The organism is Candidatus Chloroploca asiatica (genome assembly GCF_002532075.1).
In the GTDB taxonomy this organism is placed as follows: Bacteria; Chloroflexota; Chloroflexia; order Chloroflexales; family Chloroflexaceae; genus Chloroploca; species Chloroploca asiatica.
This window is the reverse complement of record NZ_LYXE01000009.1, coordinates 97170-122857: the sequence shown is the minus strand read 5'-3', so window position 1 is coordinate 122857 and position 25688 is coordinate 97170. Positions and strand designations below refer to the sequence as shown.

24 protein-coding genes are annotated in these 25688 nt (G+C 57.7%); 2 read left to right on the top strand and 22 right to left on the bottom strand.

The window, feature by feature from the left end:
• Positions 1–559: 559 nt before the first annotated feature.
• From ftsZ to mraZ, 17 genes are all read right to left on the bottom strand, one after another.
• Positions 560–1726 carry a cell division protein FtsZ gene (gene ftsZ, locus A9Q02_RS00880; protein WP_097650446.1) on the bottom strand — a complete coding sequence of 389 codons (1167 nt, stop codon included), beginning with the start codon at positions 1724–1726 and terminating at the stop codon, positions 560–562.
• Between the two features lie 26 nt (positions 1727–1752).
• The gene (ftsA, locus tag A9Q02_RS00875) at positions 1753–3003 is read right to left on the bottom strand and encodes a cell division protein FtsA (RefSeq protein WP_097650445.1); all 1251 of its coding nucleotides are present in this window, start codon (positions 3001–3003) and stop codon (positions 1753–1755) included.
• Positions 3004–3134: 131 nt separating this feature from the next.
• Positions 3135–3962: a cell division protein FtsQ/DivIB gene (locus A9Q02_RS00870; RefSeq protein WP_097650444.1), complete on the bottom strand. Its 828-nt coding sequence runs from the start codon at positions 3960–3962 to the stop codon at positions 3135–3137.
• A gap of 5 nt (positions 3963–3967) precedes the next feature.
• Positions 3968–5077, bottom strand: coding sequence for a D-alanine--D-alanine ligase family protein (locus A9Q02_RS00865; protein WP_097650443.1), 1110 nt, complete (start codon positions 5075–5077; stop codon positions 3968–3970).
• Positions 5074–6012, bottom strand: coding sequence for a UDP-N-acetylmuramate dehydrogenase (gene murB / locus A9Q02_RS00860; RefSeq protein ID WP_097650459.1), 939 nt, complete (start codon positions 6010–6012; stop codon positions 5074–5076). The genes A9Q02_RS00865 and murB overlap by 4 nt, the downstream gene beginning before the upstream one ends.
• 15 nt (positions 6013–6027) lie before the next feature.
• Positions 6028–7446: a UDP-N-acetylmuramate--L-alanine ligase gene (gene murC / locus A9Q02_RS00855; protein WP_097650442.1), complete on the bottom strand. Its 1419-nt coding sequence runs from the start codon at positions 7444–7446 to the stop codon at positions 6028–6030.
• Between the two features lie 3 nt (positions 7447–7449).
• Positions 7450–8160, bottom strand: a complete 711-nt coding sequence (locus A9Q02_RS00850; RefSeq protein ID WP_097650441.1) for a hypothetical protein — start codon at positions 8158–8160, stop codon at positions 7450–7452.
• Positions 8160–9362 carry a UDP-N-acetylglucosamine--N-acetylmuramyl-(pentapeptide) pyrophosphoryl-undecaprenol N-acetylglucosamine transferase gene (locus A9Q02_RS00845; RefSeq protein ID WP_172450460.1) on the bottom strand — a complete coding sequence of 401 codons (1203 nt, stop codon included), beginning with the start codon at positions 9360–9362 and terminating at the stop codon, positions 8160–8162. The genes A9Q02_RS00850 and A9Q02_RS00845 overlap by 1 nt, the downstream gene beginning before the upstream one ends.
• The gene (gene ftsW, locus A9Q02_RS00840; protein ID WP_097650440.1) at positions 9259–10521 is read right to left on the bottom strand and encodes a putative lipid II flippase FtsW; all 1263 of its coding nucleotides are present in this window, start codon (positions 10519–10521) and stop codon (positions 9259–9261) included. Before ftsW ends, A9Q02_RS00845 begins: the two co-directional genes overlap by 104 nt.
• 32 nt (positions 10522–10553) lie before the next feature.
• Positions 10554–11354, bottom strand: a complete 801-nt coding sequence (locus A9Q02_RS00835) for a rhomboid family intramembrane serine protease (protein WP_097650439.1) — start codon at positions 11352–11354, stop codon at positions 10554–10556.
• Between the two features lie 33 nt (positions 11355–11387).
• Positions 11388–12920, bottom strand: a complete 1533-nt coding sequence (gene murD, locus A9Q02_RS00830) for a UDP-N-acetylmuramoyl-L-alanine--D-glutamate ligase (protein ID WP_172450458.1) — start codon at positions 12918–12920, stop codon at positions 11388–11390.
• A 1-nt stretch (position 12921) separates the two neighbouring features.
• The gene (gene mraY / locus A9Q02_RS00825; RefSeq protein WP_097650438.1) at positions 12922–14022 is read right to left on the bottom strand and encodes a phospho-N-acetylmuramoyl-pentapeptide-transferase; all 1101 of its coding nucleotides are present in this window, start codon (positions 14020–14022) and stop codon (positions 12922–12924) included.
• 3 nt (positions 14023–14025) lie between these two features.
• Entirely contained in the window at positions 14026–15504 is a 1479-nt protein-coding gene (locus tag A9Q02_RS00820) for a UDP-N-acetylmuramoyl-tripeptide--D-alanyl-D-alanine ligase (RefSeq protein WP_172450456.1), read from the bottom strand.
• Between the two features lie 124 nt (positions 15505–15628).
• Positions 15629–17446: a peptidoglycan D,D-transpeptidase FtsI family protein gene (locus A9Q02_RS00815; RefSeq protein WP_097650437.1), complete on the bottom strand. Its 1818-nt coding sequence runs from the start codon at positions 17444–17446 to the stop codon at positions 15629–15631.
• A gap of 25 nt (positions 17447–17471) precedes the next feature.
• Positions 17472–17882 carry a hypothetical protein gene (locus A9Q02_RS00810; protein WP_216361422.1) on the bottom strand — a complete coding sequence of 137 codons (411 nt, stop codon included), beginning with the start codon at positions 17880–17882 and terminating at the stop codon, positions 17472–17474.
• Between the two features lie 40 nt (positions 17883–17922).
• A complete protein-coding gene (rsmH, locus tag A9Q02_RS00805) occupies positions 17923–18798 on the bottom strand; it encodes a 16S rRNA (cytosine(1402)-N(4))-methyltransferase RsmH (RefSeq protein ID WP_097650436.1) in 876 nt (291 codons plus the stop codon).
• 98 nt (positions 18799–18896) lie between these two features.
• Positions 18897–19328, bottom strand: a complete 432-nt coding sequence (gene mraZ, locus A9Q02_RS00800; protein ID WP_097650435.1) for a division/cell wall cluster transcriptional repressor MraZ — start codon at positions 19326–19328, stop codon at positions 18897–18899.
• Positions 19329–19660: 332 nt separating this feature from the next.
• On the opposite strand from mraZ, the gene moaC reads away from it, so the two are divergent.
• Both moaC and A9Q02_RS00790 read left to right on the top strand, forming a co-directional pair.
• A complete protein-coding gene (gene moaC / locus A9Q02_RS00795; RefSeq protein ID WP_097650434.1) occupies positions 19661–20149 on the top strand; it encodes a cyclic pyranopterin monophosphate synthase MoaC in 489 nt (162 codons plus the stop codon).
• A 129-nt stretch (positions 20150–20278) separates the two neighbouring features.
• Positions 20279–20581: a hypothetical protein gene (locus A9Q02_RS00790; protein WP_216361421.1), complete on the top strand. Its 303-nt coding sequence runs from the start codon at positions 20279–20281 to the stop codon at positions 20579–20581.
• Between the two features lie 116 nt (positions 20582–20697).
• Here A9Q02_RS00790 and A9Q02_RS00785 read toward each other — a convergent pair whose 3' ends face one another.
• The 5 genes from A9Q02_RS00785 to A9Q02_RS00765 are packed head-to-tail and all read right to left on the bottom strand — an operon-like array spanning position 20698 to position 25576.
• Entirely contained in the window at positions 20698–21453 is a 756-nt protein-coding gene (locus A9Q02_RS00785) for an MBL fold metallo-hydrolase (RefSeq protein ID WP_097650433.1), read from the bottom strand.
• A gap of 15 nt (positions 21454–21468) precedes the next feature.
• Entirely contained in the window at positions 21469–22122 is a 654-nt protein-coding gene (locus A9Q02_RS00780; protein WP_097650432.1) for a response regulator, read from the bottom strand.
• Positions 22122–24314, bottom strand: coding sequence for a GAF domain-containing sensor histidine kinase (locus tag A9Q02_RS00775; RefSeq protein ID WP_245860153.1), 2193 nt, complete (start codon positions 24312–24314; stop codon positions 22122–22124). The genes A9Q02_RS00780 and A9Q02_RS00775 overlap by 1 nt, the downstream gene beginning before the upstream one ends.
• A gap of 13 nt (positions 24315–24327) precedes the next feature.
• Positions 24328–25068: a segregation and condensation protein A gene (locus tag A9Q02_RS00770; protein ID WP_097650431.1), complete on the bottom strand. Its 741-nt coding sequence runs from the start codon at positions 25066–25068 to the stop codon at positions 24328–24330.
• Positions 25055–25576, bottom strand: coding sequence for a hypothetical protein (locus A9Q02_RS00765; RefSeq protein ID WP_245860151.1), 522 nt, complete (start codon positions 25574–25576; stop codon positions 25055–25057). The genes A9Q02_RS00770 and A9Q02_RS00765 overlap by 14 nt, the downstream gene beginning before the upstream one ends.
• Positions 25577–25688: the final 112 nt, after the last annotated feature.

Genomic DNA, 25688 nt, shown 5'->3' with positions numbered 1-25688 from the left:
GGTAGTTTTGGGTGGCGAAGCCACCCAAAACTACCTGCAATCCTGTTTATAATCATTCAGGCCGCATTGATACGGCGTGCCTGAGCCGGTATCGCTCCTCGTTTCTTGACGATACGCCGTTCTAACTTGACGGTTTGGCGCCCACGTGAAGGTTGCTTGATCATCGAACCTTGTCGCGTTTGCGTCTGAGCAGTCACTTTCCAGTACACTTCTGGTAGAACCCAATGACAGCATGAGAAAAATGGATCTGGATGAACTTCAGTCCCACTATACCAGCGCCGTGGCTTCATTGAACAACTCCAGCAAACAAGGCTGAGCAGCGATAGAATGTTATAGATACAGATAGAAATAGAATTTGAAAAGCAGTTTTTTAGACAATACTATCTATGATCGTGTGATGCGCAATTGTATCCCCAACTCAAACTTTTGTCAATATGATACCCACACCACTACGAATCTCGTTTTTGTCAGTACAAGCATATGAACGTTAGGGCGTCAGCCCTAACGTTCATGTGCTTTGCAGTACCCCACGCATCACTCTGGGGAGGGAGTGATGCGCTTAGCGGTTGCGATTACGGTTGCGCAGAAAGGGCGGGATGTCCAGGTCTTCACTATTCGTGAAGTTGGGGGCTACCCGCGGCTGTTGTGGCTGCTGCTGGGCCGGGGCCGGCTGGGTTGGGCGCTGCTGTGGCTGCTGTTGGGCCGCATTCGGATTTGTTGTGGCCCCAGGGTACGAACGGGTACGCTGCACGTTGGGCTTGCTCAGATCAAAGCCGGTTGCAATCAGCGTGACTTTCACTTCGCCAGGTGAGTAGGCTGGATCGATGACGGCACCAACAATGATATTGGCATCGGGATCAACTTGCTTGGCGACAATGTCGGCGGCTTCGTAGACCTCGAGAATGCCCAGATCTTCGCCACCGGTGACGTTGAAGAGCACACCTTTGGCCCCATCAATGCTGACTTCAAGCAGCGGGCTGGCAATCGCCATATTGACGGCATCAATCATGCGGCTATCACCTTTGCCAAAGCCCATTGCCATCAGCGCTGAACCCTGTTGCGCCATAATGGTCTTGACGTCGGCAAAGTCGACGTTGATCAACCCGCGCTGGGTGATCAAGTCACTGATGCCCTGAATACCCTGGCGCAGCACATTGTCGGCCATCTGGAACGCCTGCGTAAAGGTGGTATTCTTGCTCGCGGTCTGCAACAGGCGGTCGTTGGGAATGACAATCAACGTGTCGACCACTGGACGCAACTGGTCGATTCCCGCTTCACCGATCTTCCGCCGGTGGTTGCCCTCAAAGGTAAACGGCCGCGTCACCACCCCGACGGTCAGCGCCCCTAGATCGTGGGCAATGCCCGCAATAATCGGCGATGCGCCCGTCCCTGTGCCGCCGCCCATGCCTGCGGCAACAAAGACCATATCGGCCCCTTTGAGTTGCTCGTAGACATCTTCCTGGTTCTCTTCCGCAGCTTTCTGCCCGATGACCGGGTTGCCACCACTACCGAGGCCCCTGGTCAATTTGTCACCAATCCGAATCCGCACGGGGGCAAGCGAGTGCATCAACGCCTGGACATCGGTGTTGACCGTCATGAACTCAACCCCCTGCACGCCGTCGGCAATCATCCGATCAATTGCATTCGAACCACCACCACCGACGCCCACGACCTTGATCTGGGCAAAATCCTCGTAGCTAAAGCCCCCACTGTTACGATCAACCATAGCTCCCCTCCCCGTTATTGCATGTTTTATGGTAAAAATTCCCGCATCCAACCCTTGAAGCGCTCGTAGACATTGCCCCATCCCTGCCGCTCTTCTGAGCGATGGGTTGGACCCAACATCCCCAGTCCATGACGTGCGCCCCAGCGTAGCAGACCCACCCCGGTGGCATATGAGGGGCTGTCGAGTGAGTCGGCTAGCCCACTGAGGTCGGTCGGTGTTCCGATGCGGACGGGCATGCCCAGCATTTCGCGCATCAGTTCATCAAATTGGCCCAGTTGGGCGGCACCCCCGGTCAGGACAATCCCCGCTGGCAACATCCCTTCATAGCCGCTCCGCCGGATCTCGTTATATATCAACTCCACCACCTGCTCGGCTCGGGCCTGAAGAATCTGATTGAGCAAGTGGCGGCTAATTTTCTGCTGCTCGCCGACCGTCAAGGTCTCGATCTCGATCTGATCCTGTTCATCACCTGCTGCGGGCGGTTCACCGGCAATGGCACTGCCATAGCGCAACTTCAGGTATTCAGCCGTATTGTGCGGCGTGTGCAAGACATAGGTTAGGTCGTTGGTGAAATGGTTGCCCCCAACTGAGATGACACTGGTATGCCAGACCCCGCCCTGCACAAAGATGGCAACATCAGTTGTTCCTCCTCCAATGTCAACGAGCATGACGCCGCGATCTTTGTCTTCATCGGTCAGCACGGCTTCGCCCGAGGCCAGTGGTTGTAAGACGAGATCGTCTATTTCAACCCCGGTTTTTTGCACACTCTTGATCAGATTTTGGATTGCCATCATTTCGCCGGTAACGATGTGCGTCTCGACTTCAAGGCGGAAGCCACTCATCCCAATCGGGTCACGAATGCCTTCGTGCCCATCGAGCACATACGCCCGCGGAATAACGTGAATAATCTCGCGCTGAGTCGGGATCGCGACGGCCTGGGCTGACTCAACTGCCCGTGCGACATCGTTGCGGGTGATTTCATGATCGGGGCGTTGCACGGCTACGACGCCCCGGCTGTTGAGGGATGAAATATGCCGCCCACTGACTCCGACAAAAGCCGTTCCAATCCGATAGCCACTCAGACGCTCGGCTTTCTCGACACTGGCCGTGATTGCGTTGACGGCATCGTCAATGTTGACCACCACACCCTTGTCGAGACCCTTGCTGGGCATTACGCCAACACCCAGAATATTCAGACGCCCGCCATCGGCTACCTGGGCCACAATGGTACAGACTTTGGTTGTGCCGACATCAATTCCGACAATGGTTCGCTGCATAGATGCCTCTGTCTTTTCGCTCGTTGGCTCGCAAACAACCAGCAAAAAGGGTGTTGTAGCTTCCTTCCAATCGAACGTTTCGTTTCACACATGCGCTCAGGATTCCAGATGGACTGACGCTTTCACTTGTGCTATGGCTCTGGTTCACTCGTTGCTGGTGCTTGGAGCATCTCGGGGCGGTACTGGTAAAATGGTGTTGCAGGACGGAGATCAAGATAGGTAAATTCGGTCTGTTCATTGAGGAGCAACGTCAGGATCGCTAGTTTGCGCTCAAGCTCTTCGCTTGGCCCAAACACAATGGTTTGGCCAATGGTGGTGCGTACATACACCCCCAACCCATAATCCCAGCCGATCTGCGCCGGGGTGAAGCCTAGTTCAATCGGGAGCCGGAGGGCCAGCACCTGGGCAAGTTGAATGGCATCAAGATCGAGATGTTCATTCGGACTCAGTTGGGCATGCGATGTGTCAATGATGACAAGAACGTCGTTTTCTGCCGGTTCCTGCGCAGCATCAAGCACTTTCCCACTCGCATCAACCAGATACTGGATGCCTCCTGCTTGCCAGCGCACTTCCGGGCGGCGTTCGATGATCTGGATCGTTGCTTGATCCGGGAATGCTATGGTCAGTGAGGCCGAGGCGATATAGGCATTCTCTTTGAGGCGGGCCAGCGCACCCTGCTGGTCAACAAACCAGATCGAATGCCCACGAATACCCGCCAGTCCGACAATCGTTTCGGCGTCAAGCGCTTGGTAGCCTTCTACCTTGATCTGCTGCACGCTGAACCTGGCATTGGTAAAGACATACCCGAGCCCTGCGGTCGCAGCCACGAAGAGCAGCAGGCCCACGATGCGCCCGCTCGTTACCCAGGTGAGTAACGAACGCCACGGCCCCGGTGTAGCCTGCTGGCCTGGCACCGGTTGAGCGGGGCGACGACGTCGGGTTGCCATCTCTCGCGACATAAAGGCTACTCCTTTGTCCGGCTTAACGCCAGTTCAATCAGCCGGTCAAGCAAGGTTGGATACGCTAGCCCATCAGCCGACCACATTTTGGCGTACATACTGATCGGGGTAAAACCTGGCATCGTATTGACTTCGTTCAACCATAATTCGCCGCTCTGCTTGTCGAGCAAGAAGTCGACCCGCGCCAACCCCGCACCATCAATCGCCTGAAATGCTTTGATGGCCAGTTCTTGAACCCGCGCCGTCTGGGCATGGTCGATGGGGGCCGGAATATACGTTTTGGACGCATCATCAATATATTTGGCCTCGTAGTCGTACCACTCGCCTGAAGGGACAATTTCACCTGGTGTGCTGGCAAGCGGGTCTTCATTGCCAAGGATGCTTACCTCGATTTCGCGGGCGGCAATCCCTTGTTCCACCACGATGCGTTGGTCATAGCGACCTGCTTCGACCAGTGCCGTTCGTAGACTTGCCCGGTTCGTTGCTTTGCTCACCCCGACACTACTGCCCATATTGGCTGGTTTGACAAAGACTGGATAGTCCAGCGCGGCTTCAATGCGCTCGCAGACTTCGCTCGGCGCACGGTCGAAGTCACGCCGCCGTACCAGTAACCAGGGCAGCAAAGGCAAGTCGGCGGCGGCAAAAGCGGCTTTCATTAGGGCTTTGTCCATCCCGACGGCACTTGCGGCCACGCCACAACCGACATACGGCAAGGCCGCCAGTTCCAACAAGCCCTGAATGGTGCCGTCTTCGCCTTTTGGTCCGTGTAAGACCGGAAAGACCACATCGATCCCTGGTGGCAAGAGGCGCGCCACACTCGGCATCCCGCTATCCGGAACCATCGAGGTCAGGTGCGCAACCGGACCTGGCGTAACGTCGCTCTCTGACGCGCTGATAAAGCTCGTCGGCAGCATGATCGGGTTGGCCTCGGCAACGAGGGCCGCATGCGCCCCCGGCCCAGCGAGCCAGCGTCCGTCTTTGCGGATGCCAATTGGCAGCACGTCGTATTTTTCTGGGTCGAGCGCCTTCATCACGGCATGGGCCGAGACCAGTGACACTTCATGCTCGCCACTCTGTCCGCCAAAGAGGACGGCTACCGTTCGTTGCTTCTTCATATGATCCGTACCTCCAGTTCGAGCATGATCCCGGTCTGTTGTTCAACCTCTTGTTGCACATGGCGAATCAGGTTGAGAATGTCGGTCGCGGTTGCTTGGCCGGTGTTGATGATATAGTTGGCGTGCAGCGGGCTGACAATGGCCCCCCCAAGCATAAAGCCTTTCAGTCCGACCTGTTCAATCAGGCGACCGGCACTATCACCAGGCGGGTTTTTGAAGACACTGCCACACGAACTGCCCGCTGGCGTGCGTGCCTTGCGCTGGATTGCGATGGCGGCCATGCGGCTGTGCAGTGAAGCCGGATCACTTCGTAAGAGGCGAAACGTTGCGGCCACTACCAGTGGAGGCTGCGGCCACCACTCACGTGAACTCTGTTCGTCCTGGGTGAGCCTTGCCGCTGCGGCAGCCGCCTCGCCGTGCTTCAAGACACTCGTTCGGTAGCCGTAGCCCATCTGCTCAACTGGCCAGACCTCAAGCGCTTCGCCGAGCACTTCCGCGCTGACCAGACTTCCGGCCATATCGCCGCCGTAACACCCGGCATTGCCAACCACGGCTCCACCCACGGTGCCCGGTAAGCCTTCAGCCCATTCGAGCCCGGCCAGACCCATCGCGGCAACGCGGCGTACCAGGCTCGTCATCGTTGCCCCAGCCTCGATCCGCAGATGAACGAGATCGTCATCCTGCTTTTCTTCAAGCTCCCAGGCCTGACCACGATAGGCCGCGATCAACCCGGGAAAGCCAGCCTCGCGGACAAGCAGATTGGTGCCGCGTCCGACCCAGATCAGCGGCATCTCCATCTCACGTGCCCAGTCTGCGAGGGCCTGGGCCTCGTGCATACTAGTTGGCTCGGCATAAAAACGGGCAATTCCACCCGTACGCCACGAAGTGTGACGTTGCATTGGTTCAGCTTCACGTACGCCCGACGGTACCTGCATGGTTCCCATTTTCCCCTAATCAACTTCCTGGTAGCGTAACCTTTCGAGCAGGCGTACGCCGAGAAGCGAACTATCACCAGCACCCATTGTTACAACCAGATCGCCAGCCTGTACCAGCGTACCGAGGTGGTCGAGAGCCTGTTCGAGTGAACCGACCGGATGGACATCAAGGCCGGTTGCGGCCATACGTGCTACCAGTTCTTGTGACGCGGCGGTCGCGTCACCTTCTTCACGTGCCGCATAGACATCGCCCACCAGGACGATATCGGCTGCCGCACATGCTGTTGTCCATACATTGCTCAGCGCCGTCGTGCGGCTAAAGGTGTGCGGCTGAAGATAGGCGATCAGGCGTCGCCCCGGATAGGCAGCGCGAGCCGTTGACAGTGTGGCTTGCACAGCCGTGGGATGATGGGCATAATCGTCAATTACCAGCACACCGCAGGCTTCACCCTTCTGCTCAAACCGGCGTAGCGCTCCCCCAAAGTTCGCGAGCGCAGCCGATGCTGCCGCCAGATCGCCCTCGAGCATCGCAACGACCGCCAGCGCAGCCAGGGCGTTGCGTACATTATGCAGCCCCGAAAGACGCAAGTTCTGCGTGCCGAGGCGTCGCTGGGCCATCCGGCGTCGGTCGTAGCGCCAGAGATCAAACGTGACGCCCCCACCTTTATTCGTCTGTACCCCGCTTGCAGTCCAATCAAAGGGGGCCAGGCGACACGAGACTGGATCAGTTGCGAGCCGTTCTTCGATGCCATACAGTGCGGCTTCGTGCAACCCGAGGCTCATCGCCCCTTGATCATCACCGCAGAGAATGACGCGCTGCGGCTTGGCGACCGCCGCCGCAAACTGGGCAAACGTCTCATGATAGACGGAGGCATCGGGGTAACAGTCGGGGTGATCCCATTCGACATTTGTGATCACGGCCACGTCCGGGCTCAGCGCAAGAAATACCTGGGCATACTCATCCGCTTCGATCACCAGAGGGGTGGCAGGGTCGCCCCACAATGCATTGCCGCCAAGCTCAGGCACTTCCGCCCCGATCAGATACCCTGCAGGCACCCCGGCAGCTCTGAGGGCTACGGCGACCATGGCACTGGTGGTTGTTTTGCCGTGCGTCCCGGCGATGGCGATCACACGCCGTTGGGCCGACCACTCGCGCCACAAGTCAGCCCGGCTCAACACGGGCATGCCCGCTGCCCGCGCCGCTTCAAGCTCGCAATGGTCAGCCGTCACGGCTGCGGTTGCCACAAGCGCATCGGCCCCTCGCACATACGCCGGGCTGTGGCCCAGGTAGATTGTCGCGCCTCGTTCGATCAGTGCCGCTGTCTGACGATTGGCAACACGATCCGAGCCACTCACCGTGTGACCTTGATCGAGCAATAGATTGGCAAGCGCACTGAAGCCTGTGCCCGCAATTCCTACCAGATGATAATGCATATGCTATCTCTTCCCGCCGCCGCCGCCGCCGCCGCCGCCCGCATCACCCTTCCAGACCTTCGGGAAATTGAAGACAATCAACACCATCAGAACCAGGAAAAAGATGACAATCAACGAAGTCAAAAAGTTGCTGACATTTGGTAGCGTATTGAGCACCTGAGCCACTGGTCCACCCAACGTCCCTCCCTGCTCACGAAAGGTTTCCCAGAACACAACCGCCGCGTTAGTCCACAGTTGCAGCACAAGCACCCCGGCAAAGAACCCGAGTGGCTTGGCCAGCGGCTCTCTTGGTGCCCCGCGCCAGGTTGCCGCACGATCAAAGAAAAAACCCAGCAAGACGAGCACCGTAAACATCACGATGCGAAAAAAGAGCGGAACCTGAAAATCGGTCGTGATCAGGGCATCTAGCGCCGGAGCTTCAGTTACTGGACGTCCCAGCGCAAAAGCGGCGAGTCGCGGCCCGTTGACCCAAAAGCGGTTAAGAATTTCAACCACAATATTGCCACCCTGCACCGTTGTCAGATAGGCGATAATCGTCCACAGGGTGATCGTAATCATATTCCGAAAGCCCTGCTGAAACCCCCAGTACCCCCCCAGGGCCAGCAAAATCAACAGGAGCCGCGCACTATCCAGATCGACCTGAAAGCTCGCCTGCGCGAGAGGGAGCAGCGGCATTTCAAACAAGAGTGGGTGTGCAGCCGTCGCGTTATTCATCAGCTACAACTCCTTGCGGCCAGGCTGAGCACTGCTTCAGCCAGGTGGCGTGCCGCATCTGGACGGGCCAGGGCCCGACTCTGCTCGGCCATACGTTGACGTTCAAGTGGATTGTCGAGCAGTCGGGTGACCGCAGCAAAGAGCGGCCCCTCTTCTGGTTGATGCGACCCCAGCAAGGCTGCATCAGCCACTTTGACTGCCGCGCCACGTTCCACCAGGTAATCAGCATTCTCATCCTGATGCACATACGGATACGGCACAAGGACGGCTGGCAGGGCTGCTGCGGGCAGTTCAGCCAGGGTCGAAGCGCCACTCCGACAGATGCTCAGGTCAGCCGCACCAAAGGCTGCGGTCATTGATGGTTGGGATGCGCCATCGGTCTCTGCTTCGAGATAAGGGTAGAGGCGATAGCGGGCCTGGAGGGTTTGCGGCAAGGCCGCCGCAGCCTCTTTCAGCCAGACTTCATCTCCTTCGCGCCCGCATACATGGATCAGTTGGCACCGCTCGAGCAGTGCTCGCAAGAGCGCTGCAATCGCCCGGTTGATGCTCCGTGCACCGCGGCTTCCTCCATAGACTAACACGATGGGCAGCGCTGGATCAAGCGCAAAGCGGCTGACGCAGGTTGGCCGATCTTGCCCAAATAATTCGCTGCGGACAGGGTAGCCCGTCACGCGCACGCGTGCGTCGTTGCCCTGCAGCCCAAGCCGAGGCAGGGCATCTTCGACGTTGACGGCGGTGAGCGTCGCGATGCGTGACAGCATCTTTACCGCCAGACCAGGCACCACATCGGGCAAGTAAATCATCGTTGGTACACCCTTGCTGCGTGCAGCCAGAAAGAGCGGTACACAGACATACCCGCCTGTCCCCAGGATCGCACGTGGCTGAAGCGAGGTGAGTAAACGCCGGGCCATGCGGGTGCCTGCTACCATTGTGGCTAGCCCGCGCATCAGCGCCACCGGGTTGCGCCCGCGTAGCGCTGCGGCGGGCAAGGCCCGAAACGGCAACTGACTTTCCCGTGCGACAATGCGTTCCTCCATACCACCTTCGCTTCCCACATAGACGAGCGAGACAGGGGCTTGCCCGAGGTTGACGCTTCTTTTAACGTCGTCGAGCACTGCGGCTACTGCTAGCGCCGGATAGACGTGCCCGCCCGTTCCCCCGCCACACAGTAAGATGGTCGAGGAAGCGCAAGGCGGAACCACGGCGGGTGAACGGGCCATCACTACTCTCCTGAGCCTGTCCTGCAACCATGTGTTTGGAAATATTGAGCAAAATGCCCACTCCGATCATGGTCGTGTAGAGAGACGTACTGCCATACGAAAGAAACGGTAAGGTTAATCCGGTAAAAGGCAAGAGCGATGTGGTGACGCCAAGGTTGACCATCGCTTGAATAACGATCCAACTGGTAATGCCTACGGCTACCAGGGCGGCAAATGGATCAGGGGCGCGCCCGGCAATGCGATAACCCCGGTACGCAATCATCGCAAAGGCGATCAGAATGGCCGTCGTGCCAATCAGCCCCAACTCTTCGCCGATGATGGCAAAAATTGTGTCGGTGTGGGCCTGCGGCAACCACTGAAACTTCTGTCGCCCTTGCCCCAGGCCGAGCCCAAAGATGCCGCCGTTGCCCAGCGCATACATCGCGTGGATCGGCTGAAACCCGAAGGTGTCGTAGTATTTCCACGGATCCAAATAGGCCAGAATGCGGTAGTTGCGTACGCCCATCACGCCGACCAGCATCCAGAAGGCTAGAACTGCTGTGCCAATGGCCCCCGCTAGGTGCCAGAGATTGGCCCCAGCTGCAAAATAGACGGCGCCGCCAATCAGTACCAGAATGACCGCTGTGCCCAGGTCAGGCTGGAGCATCACTAGGCCACAGACAAGCCCGAGCATGACACTGAACGGGATGAGACCATAGCTTACGTTGCCGACATGCTCCCCCCGTCGAGAGAGCCAGTCGGCAAAGTAGATGATGATGGCTAGTTTCGCGAGTTCGGCTGGCTGAATGCTAAAGAGACCGAAGACCCCGCCTTCGCCAAAGCGGATCCACGAACGTGACCCATTGACTTCGGTCATCGAAGCCGGCAAAATTAGCACCAGGAAGAGCAAGAGCAGGCATATTCCCATGATGTGAACCGAGTATTTCCGCCAGACTTTATAGTCGATCCGCATCACGATGAGCAAGCCCACCGTCCCGATGACTGCCCCGACCAACTGTCGTAAGAGGTAGAAATACTGGTTTTTGTGGAGGACAAACGCCTCGATGAAGCTGGCACTATAAACCATCACGAGACCGAAGGCTACCAGCGAGCCGACGGTCGCCAGGAGGACATAGTCCGGCTTTGTGCTGCGATCGGTCACGCGCTTTTCCCTTTCTCAAACCTCCCCTGGATTTAACTAGCTCCGGGAAGGACGACTGCCAGGGCACTCAAGACGGCAAAGACGGCAACGGCCATGCCCCAGCCCCAGCTTTCAAAATGACGCACAAGCGTTGGTGGAAACCAGGTCTGATTGACGGTCAGACGTGGTGCGAGGGCAAACCCGACGGCAAGGCCAGCCATCAGGCCTCCCAGGTGGCCCCAGTTGTCAATCACACCTGGTGCCGAAAAGCCAATCACGAGGTTGATGCCGGCAATGGCCGCCATACTCTGCACCTGTGCTCGCCCCCAGGCGCCCAGAATCTGACGGTTGAGATAGAAGAAGATCCCAAGTCCCCCGATCAACCCGAAGATAGCCCCACTTGCTCCGACCGATGGCACGGGTGACATCAGGTACGAGGCGACGCTTCCTCCGATGCCAGCAATGAAATAGAGTGCGAGAAAGCGCCCTGTGCCATAGATGCGCTCACTCTCGGGCCCGAGGGCATAGAGGGCGAAACTGTTGAAAAAGATATGGACAAGGTTGCCATGGAGAAAGGTTGCGGTCAAGAGACGCCAGTACTGACCCTGGTCAATCAAGCTGTTCTCTTTGGCCCCGAGAACCAAGAGCGCCCGTAAACTTGGTTGAAACAGGCTCCCACTCAACAGACTACTCAGGATATAGATAACAATGATCGCCGCCAGAATAATCCAGACTGCAATCACTCTGGGGCGTTCACCTGATCCCGTAGCTGTCGTCTGGCCTGATGGCTCATCGGGAGGTGACGAGGGTGAAGGGTCGTTGTGCAACCGGTACAGGCCAATCCTGTCAATCATGCCGTTCCTGTCGTGCTCAAGTTTCATAGGTAGTTATGTGTCTGCTCGGGTCTGTTCGGGCGGGTCAGCTTCTTGCTGTGACGTCAGCGCGGTGACGTATTGCCGAAACATGTCGCCCCGGTGGAATTCGTTCCGAAACATGCCAAAACTCGCACATCCCGGCGAAAGGAGCACCGTATCACCTGGTTCGGCAAGTTCGCGTGCGCTGTTCAGTGCCGTCCCGAGATCGGGTAACGGCCCAACAACGGGGAGGTCGCGACGGTGGAGGGCGATGGTGCCAGCGAGCCGTGTGGTCGCTGTCCCTTCGAGTAAGATCAGGGCCTTGACCCGCTGCGCAATTACTGCCCCCAGGCTGGTAAACTCCAGGGCTTTGTCGGCACCCCCGGCAATCAGTACCAGCGGCGTTGTCAATGCCTCTAGGGCTGCAATGGTTGCCGCCGGATTGGTTGCCGTGGTGTCATTGACATAATGAACGCCGTCAAGCTCACGTACCAGTTCGAGGCGATGTTCAACACCAGTAAAATGCTGGAGGGCGCGCTGGATAGCGGCGCTAGCGAGGCCAAAGGCGCGTGCCAGGGCCGCTGCCTGCATGGCATTGGCGAGATTGTGCCAGCCCGGTACCCGTAGATCGGAGCGCCGGAAGAGAACCTCGCCCTCAACCGGGGTGGCCGGGCCGCTTCTGCCCCCGAGGTCATACCAGATCACCTCGTCGTGCCGTAGCTCAACGCGGGTTGAGACGTCACGAACAGATGGTTGCGGGTAATGACTGCGTACGCGTGACCAGTGTGGCCCCGCCCCAACCCAGATCGCCTGACCACCGCGCCGTGCGCCCTGTTCATCAAAGAGCGTGTAGTAGTCGACCGAACCGTCATCGGCTCCATTCAATACGACGGCCCCCTCAGCCTGTTGGTGCCAGTAGATCTGCCGCTTGGCCGCTGCGTACGCCTCAAGGGTGCCATGCCAGTTGAGGTGATCGCCCGAGAAATTGGTGAGCAGGCTATACTGGGGACTCAGCCCGATCGCCCCCATCCGCTCGAGTTGGAAACTCGACAATTCGAGCACGACCGGCGTTCCTTCGGGCAGGTGCTCCAGCGCTTCCAGGGCCGAGACCCGCAGATTGCCTGCCGCAAGGGTGGCAGGGTAGCGTTCGCGGAGCATAGCGGTCAACATCAGTGCCGTGGTCGTTTTGCCTTTGGTGCCAGTAACGCCCAGCACCGGCCCGCCGTAGGTACGCAAAAAGATCGTCATTTCGGTCTCGACCGGCACCCCGAGTTCGGCAGCCCGAGCGAGCCAGGGCGAGTCAGGCCGCACCGCCGGATTGACAACCACCAGATCCGCCGCTGCGAGGTCGGCATCCTCGTGGCGTCCCAGCGTATAGTGGACGCTCGTACCGAGCGCGCTTGCCGCTGTATCAAGCGCCTCGATCGAGCTAGCAAGCCACTCGCGTTCGGCGAGGTCTGTCACCGTAACTTGCGCACCCTGGGCAAGTAACCAGCGTGCCACGCCAAGCCCGCCACCGTGAACCCCCAACCCCATCACCAGCACATGTTTATCTGACCATTGCATACTATGGTTGACCTTCAACAACCTGCGAAGCTGGGGGCAACTCGGCGCGGATGGGCGCACTTGGAGCGGTGAAGATCAAGGCTAGCGAAATGCCAACCATCGCCGCAACGGTACCAATGAGCACAAAACGCTGCGTTACCTGCACCTGGCTCCATCCGAGCAATTCAAAATGGTGATGCAGCGGAGCCATGCGGAAGACGCGACGGCCTTCGCCAAAGCGCCACTTTGTCCATTTGAAATAGCCGGTTTGAATAATGACCGAAAGGGCTTCAACAACGAACACAATGCCGACGACCGGCAGCAACAACCACTGCTGCGATTGCAAGGCCACCACAGCCAGGGTTGCCCCGAGGGCAAGCGATCCGAGATCGCCCATAAAGACCTGTGCGGGATGCGCATTAAACCAGAGGAAGGCGGCACACGCCCCAACCAGGGTAAAACAAAAGCCCATCAGATTGATCAACTGTGGCTCGGCCAGGAAGGTCATCACCCCATACGCTGCAAAGGCGAGCGTCAGATTCCAACCAGCCAGACTATCGAGCCCATCGGTCAGGTTCACCGCGTTGGCCGTGCCTACGATGATGAGGGTCGCAATCGGAATGAAAAAAAGGCCGATATCGCGTTGCCCAACAAACGGTATCTGCACCAGGCCCTCGTGATCGAGGCCAAATGGTGGCGGTAGATAGAGGGCGAGGCTGGCGACCAAGGCCACCAAGATCATGAGCCAGAACTTGTAGCGTACGGTAAAGCCGTAGGTTTTTGACTTCGAGCCAGTCAGCGTCATCCAGTCATCAACGCCACCCAGGACGGCAAAGCTTACAAGCACTGCGAGGGGCAGCAAGATTGACCAGCGATCCACCACATTGACCAGCGCGGTCAAGACGACGACCGTACCCACAATCATCACCCCACCCATCGTCGGGGTGCCCATCTTCGTCAAATGGCTCTGCGGGCCATCAAGACGGATCTGCTTGCCAAGTTTATGTCGGCGAGCAAACCGTACCCACCAGGCCCCGACAAACAGGGTCAGCACAAAGGCTGCGGCTGCCAGCAACAAGGCTCGGGCCATATCTTGCACGAGAACCGCGCGTAGGACATCCAAGGTTTATTCCTCCTCCAGATAACGTTGTAGTGCTGCAACGATCTGCTCCATCTCCATACCGCGCGATCCTTTGATCAAGACATAATCGCCAGCGTGCAAGCTTGTGGTGAGCAGGGCAACCGCTTCGGTATTGGTTGCGCAGCAATGAATCTGATTAGTCGGCATGCCAGCGTCTCTTGCTCCTTCGGCGTACCAGTGTGCACGTGGCCCAACCGCAACTAGGGTGGTGACGATCGCCGCCGCGTATTGGCCAACCTCGTGGTGGCTGGCTTGCTCAACACTTCCCAGTTCTAGCATATCACCAAGCACGGCAATCCGTCGCCCCGGGGCTTCGGCCAGCAAGGCAAGGGCGGCACATGTTGAAGCTGGCGCTGCGTTGTAGGCATCATCAATGAGCGTCACTTCATGGCGTGTCTGGATGATGCTCACGCGACTCTGACTGCCCGAAGCTTGCAAGCCCGCAATGATTGCGGGCCATTCCATACCAAGAACGAGACCTGTACTGATGGCTGCCAGGGCTGTATATACATTATGTTTGCCTAGCAAGGGCACACGTATGTGTGCGGCATCAGTGGCAGTTGTGGCAACAAAGCCAAGACCAGCAAAGCCAAAACTCTCTACCTGCGTAGCACGCAGATCAGCTTCAGGGGCAAAACCAAAGCGGAAAACCCGCGCTGCGGTTTGCCCGGCCATGGCGGCTACCCGTGGATCATCAACATTGAGCAGACACCATCCATCGGCAGGCAAAGCCTCGGGCAACTCGGCTTTGGCGTGGGCAATCGCCTCGATACTTCCCAGACGCTCAAGGTGCGACGGCCCGACATTGGTGATAATCCCGACGTGGGGCCGGGCTAGTTCGGCCAGAAACCGAATCTCACCCGGCGCCCACATCCCCATCTCCAGCACCGCCACCTCGTGGTCAGCGGTCAACTGAAGCAGGGTTGTCGGAAGCGTTGCCTCGCTATTAAAACTACGTTGACTTTTTAAGGTTCGGAATTGGCGCGCCAGGACGGCTGCCGTGACTTCTTTTGTCGAAGTCTTGCCCACGCTGCCGGTGATACCAACAACGGTCGGCGTGAGCTTTCTACGATGGTAGACGGCCAGCCGCTGGATCGCCATCAGCGGGTCGTCTACGGCGATGAGCAGAAACGTATCGGGTGGAGCTTCGGCGAGGGTGGCCCCTGAAGCTGGATCAACCACGACCCAGGGACGCTCGCTTGTGCGTAAGCGTTCACTCCGCGCTTCAACCGCTGCCCGCGTGACGAGTGCCCCGCGTGCGCCGCGTTTCATAACATCGACCAGATAGTTGTGTCCGTCGGTACGCTCGCCACTCAGCGCCAGAAAGAGCTCGCCTGGCCCTACCTCGCGTGAGTCGGTGACCACCTTGCCGAGCGCCAGGCCCTGCCATTGGTGCGGCAGGTGCGGCATGCTCCGTGACCACGCTGGTTGCACACCATACAGTACATCTTCTAATTGCAGCACGATGCCCTCCAGAATTCCCTGTTTGTTCAGGGGCTACTGTGGGCAATTATAGCACCTCCCTCTTTCGTTCTGAGCATAGCTCATCCCTGCGTGCAATGATAGGTAGCTGATAGCGCCAGGGCAACTAGCGTTGCCCTGGGCTAAAGAGCGCCGGATCGGGTGGGATGCGTTCGTATTGCAGCAATTCTTTCATGACGTTGTAGAAGACCGGAATCGCCGTCCCTACACCCCAGATATCGTCTTTGGGCCGGTCAATTTTGACCAGCACGGCAAAATGAGCATCCTCGGCGGGCGCAAATCCGAGCACCGAGCCAATCGTATAGCTGCGATCGTACCCACCACCGGGCAGCGGAATGCTGGACGTGCCCGTCTTGGCCCCGATCTCGTAGCCCGGTACGAGCCACTGATCTGACCAGTTCCCGATCCGTGGCCCCCAGACAACCGGGGCATAGTGATTGGCCGACTTGACCATCATACGCCGTACGGTCCACGCTACGCCAGGCTCAACTGGCTCACCGGCTATGACAGGCTTGGTATCGGTGCAGTTTTCGTTTTCATAATCACATGTTCTTTCGATAATATATGGCTTCATCATCACGCCATCATTGGCGATCGCTGCTGCCGCTTGCACCATCTGGAGCGGTGTTACCGAAATGCTCTGACCGTACGAATTGATCAAAAATGAGAGATCGTTATAAAATGGGCTGCCTGGCCCATGCACAAGCCCAACTTCTTCGCCGCCGAGTTCAATACCCGTTGCCCGGCCAAACCCAAACGCATCAAGGCTGCGATAGAAGTTTTCTGGCCCCATCAACTCGTTGAGTTGGATGGCACCAACATTGCTTGAGTAATAGATCACGCCAGCCGAGTCGAGCATGCCATTGGCCCCGGCATTCCAGTTCCGCAGCATCTGATCGTGGCGAAAGATCACGCCGGTATCATTCACCAGCGTATCGGCGGTAAACGAACGACTTTGCAATCCCGCTGCCACCGTCACCATCTTGAACGTACTGCCTGGCTCGTAGAGGTTGCTGATCGCTGGGTTGCGCGCATAGACCTCTTCGGGATACTCGGTATACCGATTGGGATCAAAGGGCGGCCACGACGCCATGCCTCGAATCGCTCCAGTCCGCGGATCCATCACGATGATCGAGCCACCATCGGCGTTGTGGCGTTCCACTGCCTGTTTGAGTTCATTTTCGATCACATACTGAATCAACGGGTCAATCGTGGTCTGGATATTGATCCCATTGCGGGGTGAGATGGTACGGCTCTCGGCAATCGCGATCAGTTGCTGGCCGGGGCCAAATTCGCCCTCAATAGAGCCTGCAACCCCCTCGAGTTGACGATTGAAGAAGCCCTCAATCCCACTGATACCATCACCATTATGGTTGACAGCCCCAATAAGCTGCGCTGCAAAGGAACTTTGCGGATAGATGCGCCGCGGTTCGTGGATCAGCCGCAGCCCTGGCTCGCCTAGCGCCTCGATCTGGGCCGCTACCTCTGGTTCAAGCCAGCGGGCAATGGGGAGCCAGTAGAAGCGGGTATCACCAAGGGCCGCAGCGATGTTGTCGGAGTTTTTGCCAATCAGTGCCGACAGCGTGAGCGCCAGGCGTGTCGTACGGTCTTGATTGATGTGCGCTGGTACAACCCAGAGACTCTCGCGTTCAACATCCATCGCCAGCACATTGCCTGCATGATCAGTAATCAGACCGCGGGTGGGCAACAGGGCAATCTCTTGCTCGATCTCGCCCCGTGCCTTCATGCTCAATTCTTCATGGCGCATGACCTGCAATTCGCCGAGGCGCAAAAAGATGCGCCCAACGAGGATGACCGCAAAGAGCAGCAAAAAATTGATTCGCCAGCGCGGGAGCCGCACCCTGCTGGGCGCGGCTGACGCCGGAGGGCGTGTGCCAAGACGAGTTGTCGTGCGGGTTGCCATAGCTAGTGCTTGTGCTCCTCAATCCTCACGGTTGGCTCTCTTCTGTCGTAGCACCAGAAAGTTCTGGCGCTAGCGGAACGAGCGCTGGCTTGATCATCAGATCGACATAGCGCACCTGATCAGCGGTAACTGGCCGCATGCCAAGTTGCTCGGCTCGCCGACGAATTCGATCCAGTGACTGCGCACGCGCCTGGCGTTCTTGCAAGAGGCTTCGCTCGCGCAGCAAGGTCACCTTCTCGGCTTCGAGACCCGCGAGGGCGTATCCCTTGGTTGCAACAACCCCGGTCTGGACAAGGACAATGAGGCTCATCAGGCTCAAAATAAGCACTAGCCCCAGTAGGTAACGGCTCCCATCGATGCGTAGGTAGCGGGGCAGGGCCATTCGCCGTGCTCGAGCCCCTTCGATGAGCGAGATGCGTTGAGAATTGATAGCCATTGTGGCGTTCCCTTCAGCACAGAGTCAACTACGACACGACCTACAGTTTCTCGGCAACCCGCAATTTGGCACTACGCGCACGCGGATTCGCGTCACATTCGTCGGGGCCTGCCATGATCGGCTTGCGCGTGATGATGCGTAGACGGGGTGTTCGTTCATTCATGCTGCCGCCATAGCCTGATTCATCACGAAAAAATTGCTTGACAATGCGATCTTCTAACGAATGAAAACTGATTACTGCCAACCGCCCTCCCGAGCGGAGCAACGCCACCGCCTGGGGTAAGACACTTGTTAGTTGCTCAAGTTCGTCGTTCACCGCGATCCGTAGCGCCTGAAAGGTGCGCGTTGCCGGGTGGATGCGGTCACGCCCTCCTCGTCCAAGCGCCTGGATGACTAGGTCGGCCAGTGCGGCGGTTGTTGTGATCGGGGTGTGCCGCCGGCGTTCGACAATCAAACGTGCAATGCGGCGTGAGCCGCGTTCTTCACCATAACGATAAATAAGATCAGCCAGTTGCTGTTCGGTCAGTTCGGCGATCAACTCGGCTGCGGTTGATCCTTGGGTTGGATCGAGGCGCATATCGAGTGGGCCGTCAGCACGAAAACTAAAACCTCGTTCCGGTGTATCAAGTTGGTATGACGAGACCCCGAGATCGAGGAGAATGCCATCAACATTCACCAATTGAACTGCTTCAGCCAAGGTGGTCAGGTCACGAAAATGGCCGTGGCACAGATGAAACTGGTTTGTCGCGATCCCGCCTGCAACCAGGCGTTCGTGCGCCCTTGCAAGGGCTATTGGGTCAGCATCAAGGCCCAGCAAGTGACCATCTGGTTGGCTGGCTGTAAGCAAGGCGAGCGCGTGCCCTCCGGCCCCCAGGGTACAGTCAATGAAGCGACTGCCCGGCCCTGGGGTGAGCATGGTCTGAACTTCCTGGGGTAATACGGCAACATGCACAATTCTTCCCACCCTCGCTTCTTCGTCATCGCTCAACGCGATCCACGCTACCCTTCAGTTGGCTAGATCCCAAGTTCAGCCATCTGTTCGGCAATCGAGCTGCCACTGCCTTGCAACTCTGTTTGCAAGGTTTGCCATTGTGTCCGTGACCACACTTCAAAATAGGTGTTCATACCTGTGATCAGTACCTCTTCGGCGAGGCCTGCATACTCGCGTAACCCCTGGGGAATGACAATGCGCCCCTGACGATCAAGTTCTACTTCTGCGGCTGGTGCAAAGAGGATGCGCCGCATGTTACGCGCCTGAGGACTGCCGAGGGGCAACCGATCAACTTTTGTTGCGAGTTGTTCCCACATCATAAGTGGGAAGGCCTGAAGACATAGCTCAAAGCCCCGGGTCAACACAAAACGCTCGCCGAGCGCTTCACGAAAGCGGGCTGGAATGGCGACACGGCCCTTGTCGTCGATAACATGCTCGAACTCTCCAAGGAACACCGGATCCTCCATCTGCATAGTAAGAGAAAAGAGAACTTTCGTTCATATTCCCCACTTTGCCCCACTTTGCCCCACTTTTTGCTAGTTCTTAGGCATTATATACCAGTCCCTCCTTCATTTCAAGCAGAGATACGCGTGATTTTGCCGCAATCTGGGCTAGATCATGATCGATAGCACGCTTTTTGTGCTGATCGCTTTTGTGCCTAGCATAGCATAGCCGACGTAAAAAGTCTACTACAATGCGTGGTAAATAGCACAAAAGTGAAGAGAAAGTGTACAATGGGGTGACGATTTGTCACGATGTAGATAGATTATGAAGGAAAATAACACATATGAGCGAAGAGGAGTCTTCTTTAACCCATCTTGATCAGCAAGGCCGTGCGCATATGGTGGATGTAGGGGCAAAAGAGGTAACGCCACGTGAGGCGATCGCTGCTGGCCGTGTGGTTATGCAACCAGCTACCCTGGCCCTGCTTCTGCAGGGTGCTATGCCTAAAGGCGATGTGCTTGCCACCGCTCGCATCGCTGGTATTATGGCAGCTAAACGTACCCCCGAATTGATCCCGCTGTGCCATACCCTCTTGCTCACCCACGTCCATGTCGCCATCGAGCCTGTCGCTGATGCTTCCACCCTCGATATTCAGGCAACGGTACGTACAACTGGTCAGACCGGGGTCGAGATCGAGGCCCTGACCGCCGTGAGTGTGGCGGCCCTTACGATCTATGATATGTGCAAAGCAGTTGATCGCACCATGCGCATTACTGATGTCCGCCTGCTCGAAAAACGCGGTGGACGCAGTGGCGAGATGGTGCTTGAATAAGCGTATCGTATGCTTGACATTGTACAAATGTTCTGATATACTCGGGGCATAAGCAGAGGTTTTTACGTAACTGTTAGTGTCGGGCAAGTCGCTCGTGCGTCGCAACTTGTCTGGCTACAAAGGCCTGTGATGATGAATGTGCAAAGCCCGCCCTTTCTCGTCTGGTATGACGATAATCCCAAGATCAGTGTTACCCAGAAGATCGAGGCGGCTATTGCAGCGTATGGTCATCGTTTCCGTGGGGTTCAACCAACGCTGGTGCTCGTCAATGAAGCTGAAGTGACTGAACTCCAGGGCGTTGAGGTGCGCAGTGCCACCAATGTCCGCCGCCATACCTACTGGGTGGGGCTCGACGAGCAGACCGCCGCTGCGCTCCCCTCTCGCGAAACGGAGCCGCTCAAGCCTGCACCTGCCTCGCGCCGCAAAAAGTGACATCGCCAGTCTCCTAGTCACTGCTGCTCTCTGCGTCTCTGTGCCTCTGCGCCTCTGCGCCTCTGCGTTAAAAAAGGAGCCTGGATGTAACGTAGGGGCGTAGGGGCGTTGCGGCGCTACCTCACCTCGATCCGTTGCCCGTCACGCCCGATCTCGGCCTGCCCCGTAAACCCACCCGCCCGTATCGCCGCCAGAGCTTGCTCTTCAGCCATCGTCCAGCGTGGGCTATAGTGAACGAGAACCAGCCGCCTTACCCCCGCTGCCGCCGCTACTGCGCCGGCTTGCTCGGGTGAGCTATGTCCTTCAAACGGCTCCGCTGTGGTCGCTTCATGGATAAGCACCGTTGCCCCATTGGCAAGTTCCTGCACTTCAGGGCTCGGTTCGGTATCTGCCGAATAGACGAGCGCTTGCCCAGTTGCACTCTGTTCAAAGCGCAGGGCAAGGCACGGGCGGCTATGTTTGGCCGGTGCGGTCAGCAGGTGCCAGCCCTCATCAAGCGCAAGACGACTGCCTGGCGGCAACTTTTGCCACTCGAGTGGCACATGGTACTCGACCTGCATCGCCCCCATCGTCGCTTGTACGATGGCCAGCGTGGCATCGAGACCATAGATTGGGAGTGGGTCTTCCCGTCCTGCTAGGCGCATACTAAAGACCAGCCCGGGCAACCCGTTGATATGGTCACAATGGCTATGGGTCAACACAACCCCGGCTAGTTTCTGCGGATCAATCCCGGCCCGCAACAACCGCTCGTATGTACTTCCGCCTGCATCAATGAGGAGTGGGCCGCCTGGACCATCCCAAACCATATGTGTATTGCCCCGATCCACATCGGGCAGCCCGGTGCCGGTTCCCAATAAAATCATGGTTGCCATACAGCCTCCCTCCTTCTACTGATCATCCATTGGAACCAGACGTTTGCGCAACGCATAGATCGCCACCTGCGTGCGATCCGCCAGATGCAATTTCGAGAGGATATTGCTTAGGTGCGTTTTGGTCGTCTTTTCCGAGATAATCAGCGCTTCGGCGATCTCTTTGTTTGACATCCCCCGGGCAACCAGGCGCAACACATCCATCTCGCGGGGGGTCAATTGATCCACCGGCGCTTCGTTGGGGCGCGGTGAGCTAAATTCTTGCATCAGTTTCGTCGCGACCTCGGGGTGCAAGACGGCTTCATTGCGCTGCGCAGCACGAATGGCATGGGCCAGTTCTTCTGGTGAGATATCTTTGAGGAGGTAGGAAATCGCCCCCGCTTTGATCGCCGGAAAGACTTTTTCGTCGTCGGCAAAGCTTGTCAGGACGATCACCCTGGTGCTCGGACTCACCGCTTTCAGCCGTCGCGTTGTTTCGACGCCGTCAATCCCGGGCATGACCAGATCCATCAGCACCACATCGGGCAACAGTTCACGCGCCAGTTGCACGCCCTCTTCGCCACTTGATGCTTCGCCCACGATTTCAATCTCGTCTTGCAATTCCAGAAAATCGCGTAATCCCTGCCGTACAACGCGGTGATCGTCAATCAACATGACATTGATGGTATCCATCAAGGCTCCTTTCGCTCTCGCACTCGTGGTACCCTCACCAGTACCTCCGTTCCAACACCCAGGGTAGAGTGTAGATCCATGCTGCCGCCGAGTTCGATGGCACGCTCACGCATACTCAGGACACCAAGATGACCCCCGTGGCCGGTTGGTAATGAGGCAAGATCAAACCCAGTGCCGTTATCTGTGATGCGAACTTTGACATGTTCAGTGGTGAACTCTAGGACGACTTTTACATGGGTGGCCGACGCATGCTTGATCACGTTATTCAACGCCTCCTGGACAATCCGATAGAGGGGCTGTTCTAGGTTGCGTGCCAGGCGCTCATCGCCAACGACGGTCAAGCCGATGGCGATGCCTTCACGCCGTGAGAGCATCTGTGCGTGTTGTTGCAAGGCTGCCACCAGACCTTGATCGCGCAGCGCTGGCGGGCGCAGTTGAAAAATCAGCGCACGCATTTCGGCAAGGGCTGCTGCCGAGGTCTCTTGCAAGCGTTCCAGTTGCAATGCAACGCGCTGGGGATTGCGTTCGAGTTGGGCGCGTGCTGCCTGCGATGTCAGCGTCATGCTAAAGAGTTGTTGGGTCACACTATCATGCAACTCGCGTGCCAGCCGGTTCCGTTCTTCGAGGACGGCGGCGGCCTGCGCCCGTCGGTACAGATGCACATTCTCAACCGTTCCCGCCAGGATATCTGCAACCGTCTCGATCAGATGCATATCTTCTTCTGAAAAGGCATGCGAATCGGGCGAATCAAGATTGATCAGCCCGAGAACGCGCCCACTGGCGATAATCGGTACGATTAGTTCTGCACAGGTTGCTTCACGTTCTGCTAGGCCGAGAAAATCCGGATCTTCGCTCGCATTCGCAAAGCACAGGCTTTTTCCTTGGCGTGCTGCTCGCCCGATCAAGCCGAGGTTGAGATGCTGGCGGTAGCCGGCCATTAACGCGGTCAAGCGGCCCTCACTTGCGATGAGCACGAGTTCACTGGTCTCTTCGTCAATAAGGAAGAGATCAACCTGTGGGTAGCCAAACCCCTGTTGAATCTGCGCCGTTACCTGGGGGAGACTCTGGGTCTGTTCGAGTGAACCCGATGCGATGCGGGCAATCATGTTGAGCACCGCCAGTTGATCGGCTCGCCGTTGCACCTGTTCGGCCAGTGATTGGGCCTCGGCATAGAGTTGGGCCGAGGTGATCGGTCCGCTTACCTGTGCGGCAATTGCTTCAAGCAGATCGACCTCTTCGTAGGTAAAGGCATTGGGATGGCGTGCGCCGACATTGAGCGTGCCAATCACATGTCCACCACTGAGTAGCGGGACAACAATGCTTGACCGTGCCCCAGGATCAGGCGGGGCAAACCCTGGTTCTCCTACCGTGTCGTTACTCAGATATGCTTGTCCCTGCACCGCTACTCGTCCGATCATCCCTTCGCCCAGGCTGAAATGCCGTCCGACCAACGCTTGCTCGTGTGTGACTGCCGCAATCACTTCGAGCGTTCCATCCGCCCCAAGCAAGGCGAGTGAGCCGCTTCCAAAGGCCGTGCCGATCCGTTCGACGGTACGCCTCAGGATCGTCGGTCGGTCGAGGGTCGTACTCAAATCTCGCCCCAGGGCCGCCAGGAGTTGCTCTTTGGCAAGGAGGCGGGCACTGCGTTCGGCCAGGCGCACATTTTCCACCGCCATCGCGGCCTGGCGCGTGATCGCTTCGATCACGAGCACAACATTGGCATTGATCGTGTGCTCGGGGGTAGGCAAGACAATGCTAACGACGCCGATTAAACGGGTTCCTCGTCCACGCAAGGGTACCAGCAGCGTCGCTCCATCAAGTTGCAGTTCTTCTGGATGCACCAGTGCATGGGTTCCTGGTTTGAGCAGAAACGATTCACTGACCTGGTACAACGGGATCAGGAGAGCTTGGTAGGTTGAAGGCGCAACCACTGTCTTGCGCAAGAGTGCTGCTTGTTCTGGTGCCGTGCCGACACAGGCAACCGTCTCGAAGGCATCGGTCTCAAGGTTGCGCAACCGCACATAGACGAGCGGGCTGCCAACGACTCGGCACAGGCTTTCTGCAACGTCGTGCAAGAGGCTTTCGGGTGTGTCATCAATGCGCAGGTGACTACCCAGGGCCAGGAGATCCCCCAGAGGCAGGTGACTCATTGGATCAAGCTGGTTGTGCGTTTCTGAGCTTTGATTTTGCATCCATACCTTGCTTTCATGGCAGCAACTTGGCTCGCCCCAGGCTAATTGGCCCGAATAAGGCCTGCTGTTCAAGCACAATCATCCGTCGTTTCAAGAGTTCAAGGACTGCCCAGAAGGTGACAATCACATCTTCGCGGGTGACCGATAGCCCGAACAGATCGTCAAAACTGCACCATGCCTGGTGTTCGAGGCGCCGCTCGATCTGCTCGACAACCTCATGTACCGTCAGACGAGGCGCGAGACTCACGACCTCTGGTTCATCAAGCGTCGATCTCAGTTGCAAACGACGCTGAATTGCTGCCAGTAACTCGGCGATGCTCTGCTTGACGAGAGGCGGCTTCAGATCGAGCTTCATGGGAAGCGGGGCTACCCGGACGAATGTTTGCCGCTCGTCATCATAGCAGGCTCGCAGCCAGGCCGCTGCCTGTTGGTACCGCCGATATTCGCGCAACTGACGGGCCAGTGCGTCGGCATCATCCTCTTCCTCATCATCTGTTGCTCGTTCTAGCCGGGTTGGTCGCGGCAAGAGTAGGCGTGATTTGATCACCAGCAGACGCGCCGCGAGACTCACAAACTCGGCTAGCGCACGTGGTTCTGGTGCCTCCAGCGAACGCACATACGCAAGGTACTGATCGGCCACTTGCGCCAGCGCAATCGTGGTAATATCCAACTCTTCCCGTTCGATCAGGCGTAAGAGGAGATCGAGCGGCCCGGTAAAAGCTGGGAGCGTAATTTCATACTTAGTGCTGTTCATCGGCCCATTTGAGCAGGGCCGCCAGGCCCGTAGGATTTGGATCGTGATAGTGACGGAGCGCCTCAACCATGACCGGTGGGCTGCCCGCCTTCGCTGCCATCTGCGCCCCGCGCCAGGCATGTTCAGCATAGATTCTGATCGGTTGCAACACGCCTCCGTGACGCGCCACCGCCAGATAAAGCCCTGGGATCTGTTTGAGGATCGTTGCGACGACATACCATCCGAGGGCCATTGGCCGACCATGATCATCAACTTTGCCACAATCGTGGATCAACGCTGCTCGGCGCAACAATGGCTCATCATAGCCTGCCGCAACCAGCGTATGATGCACATCCAGGCAATGCCGCTGATCGTAACGCGGCATGGCACCAAAGAGACGTTGTTCTGGCTCGGTCAGGGTTGCGGCGACCATGGCTACCTCTGCGGGCGTCAGGTCGGCACGCAGCGCAGCACGGAACTGCGCGATGCGATAATGCCCCCTGATCTGTTCCTTCGCGTGCTGTACCATAACGACCGATCTCTTTTGGCTCGTCTCAACCTGATGCGTCTATTATAGCGCAGCCCAGGCGGTTTCTTGACTTTCCTGGCTCTCTCTCTACCCGATATGCTATAATACTCCG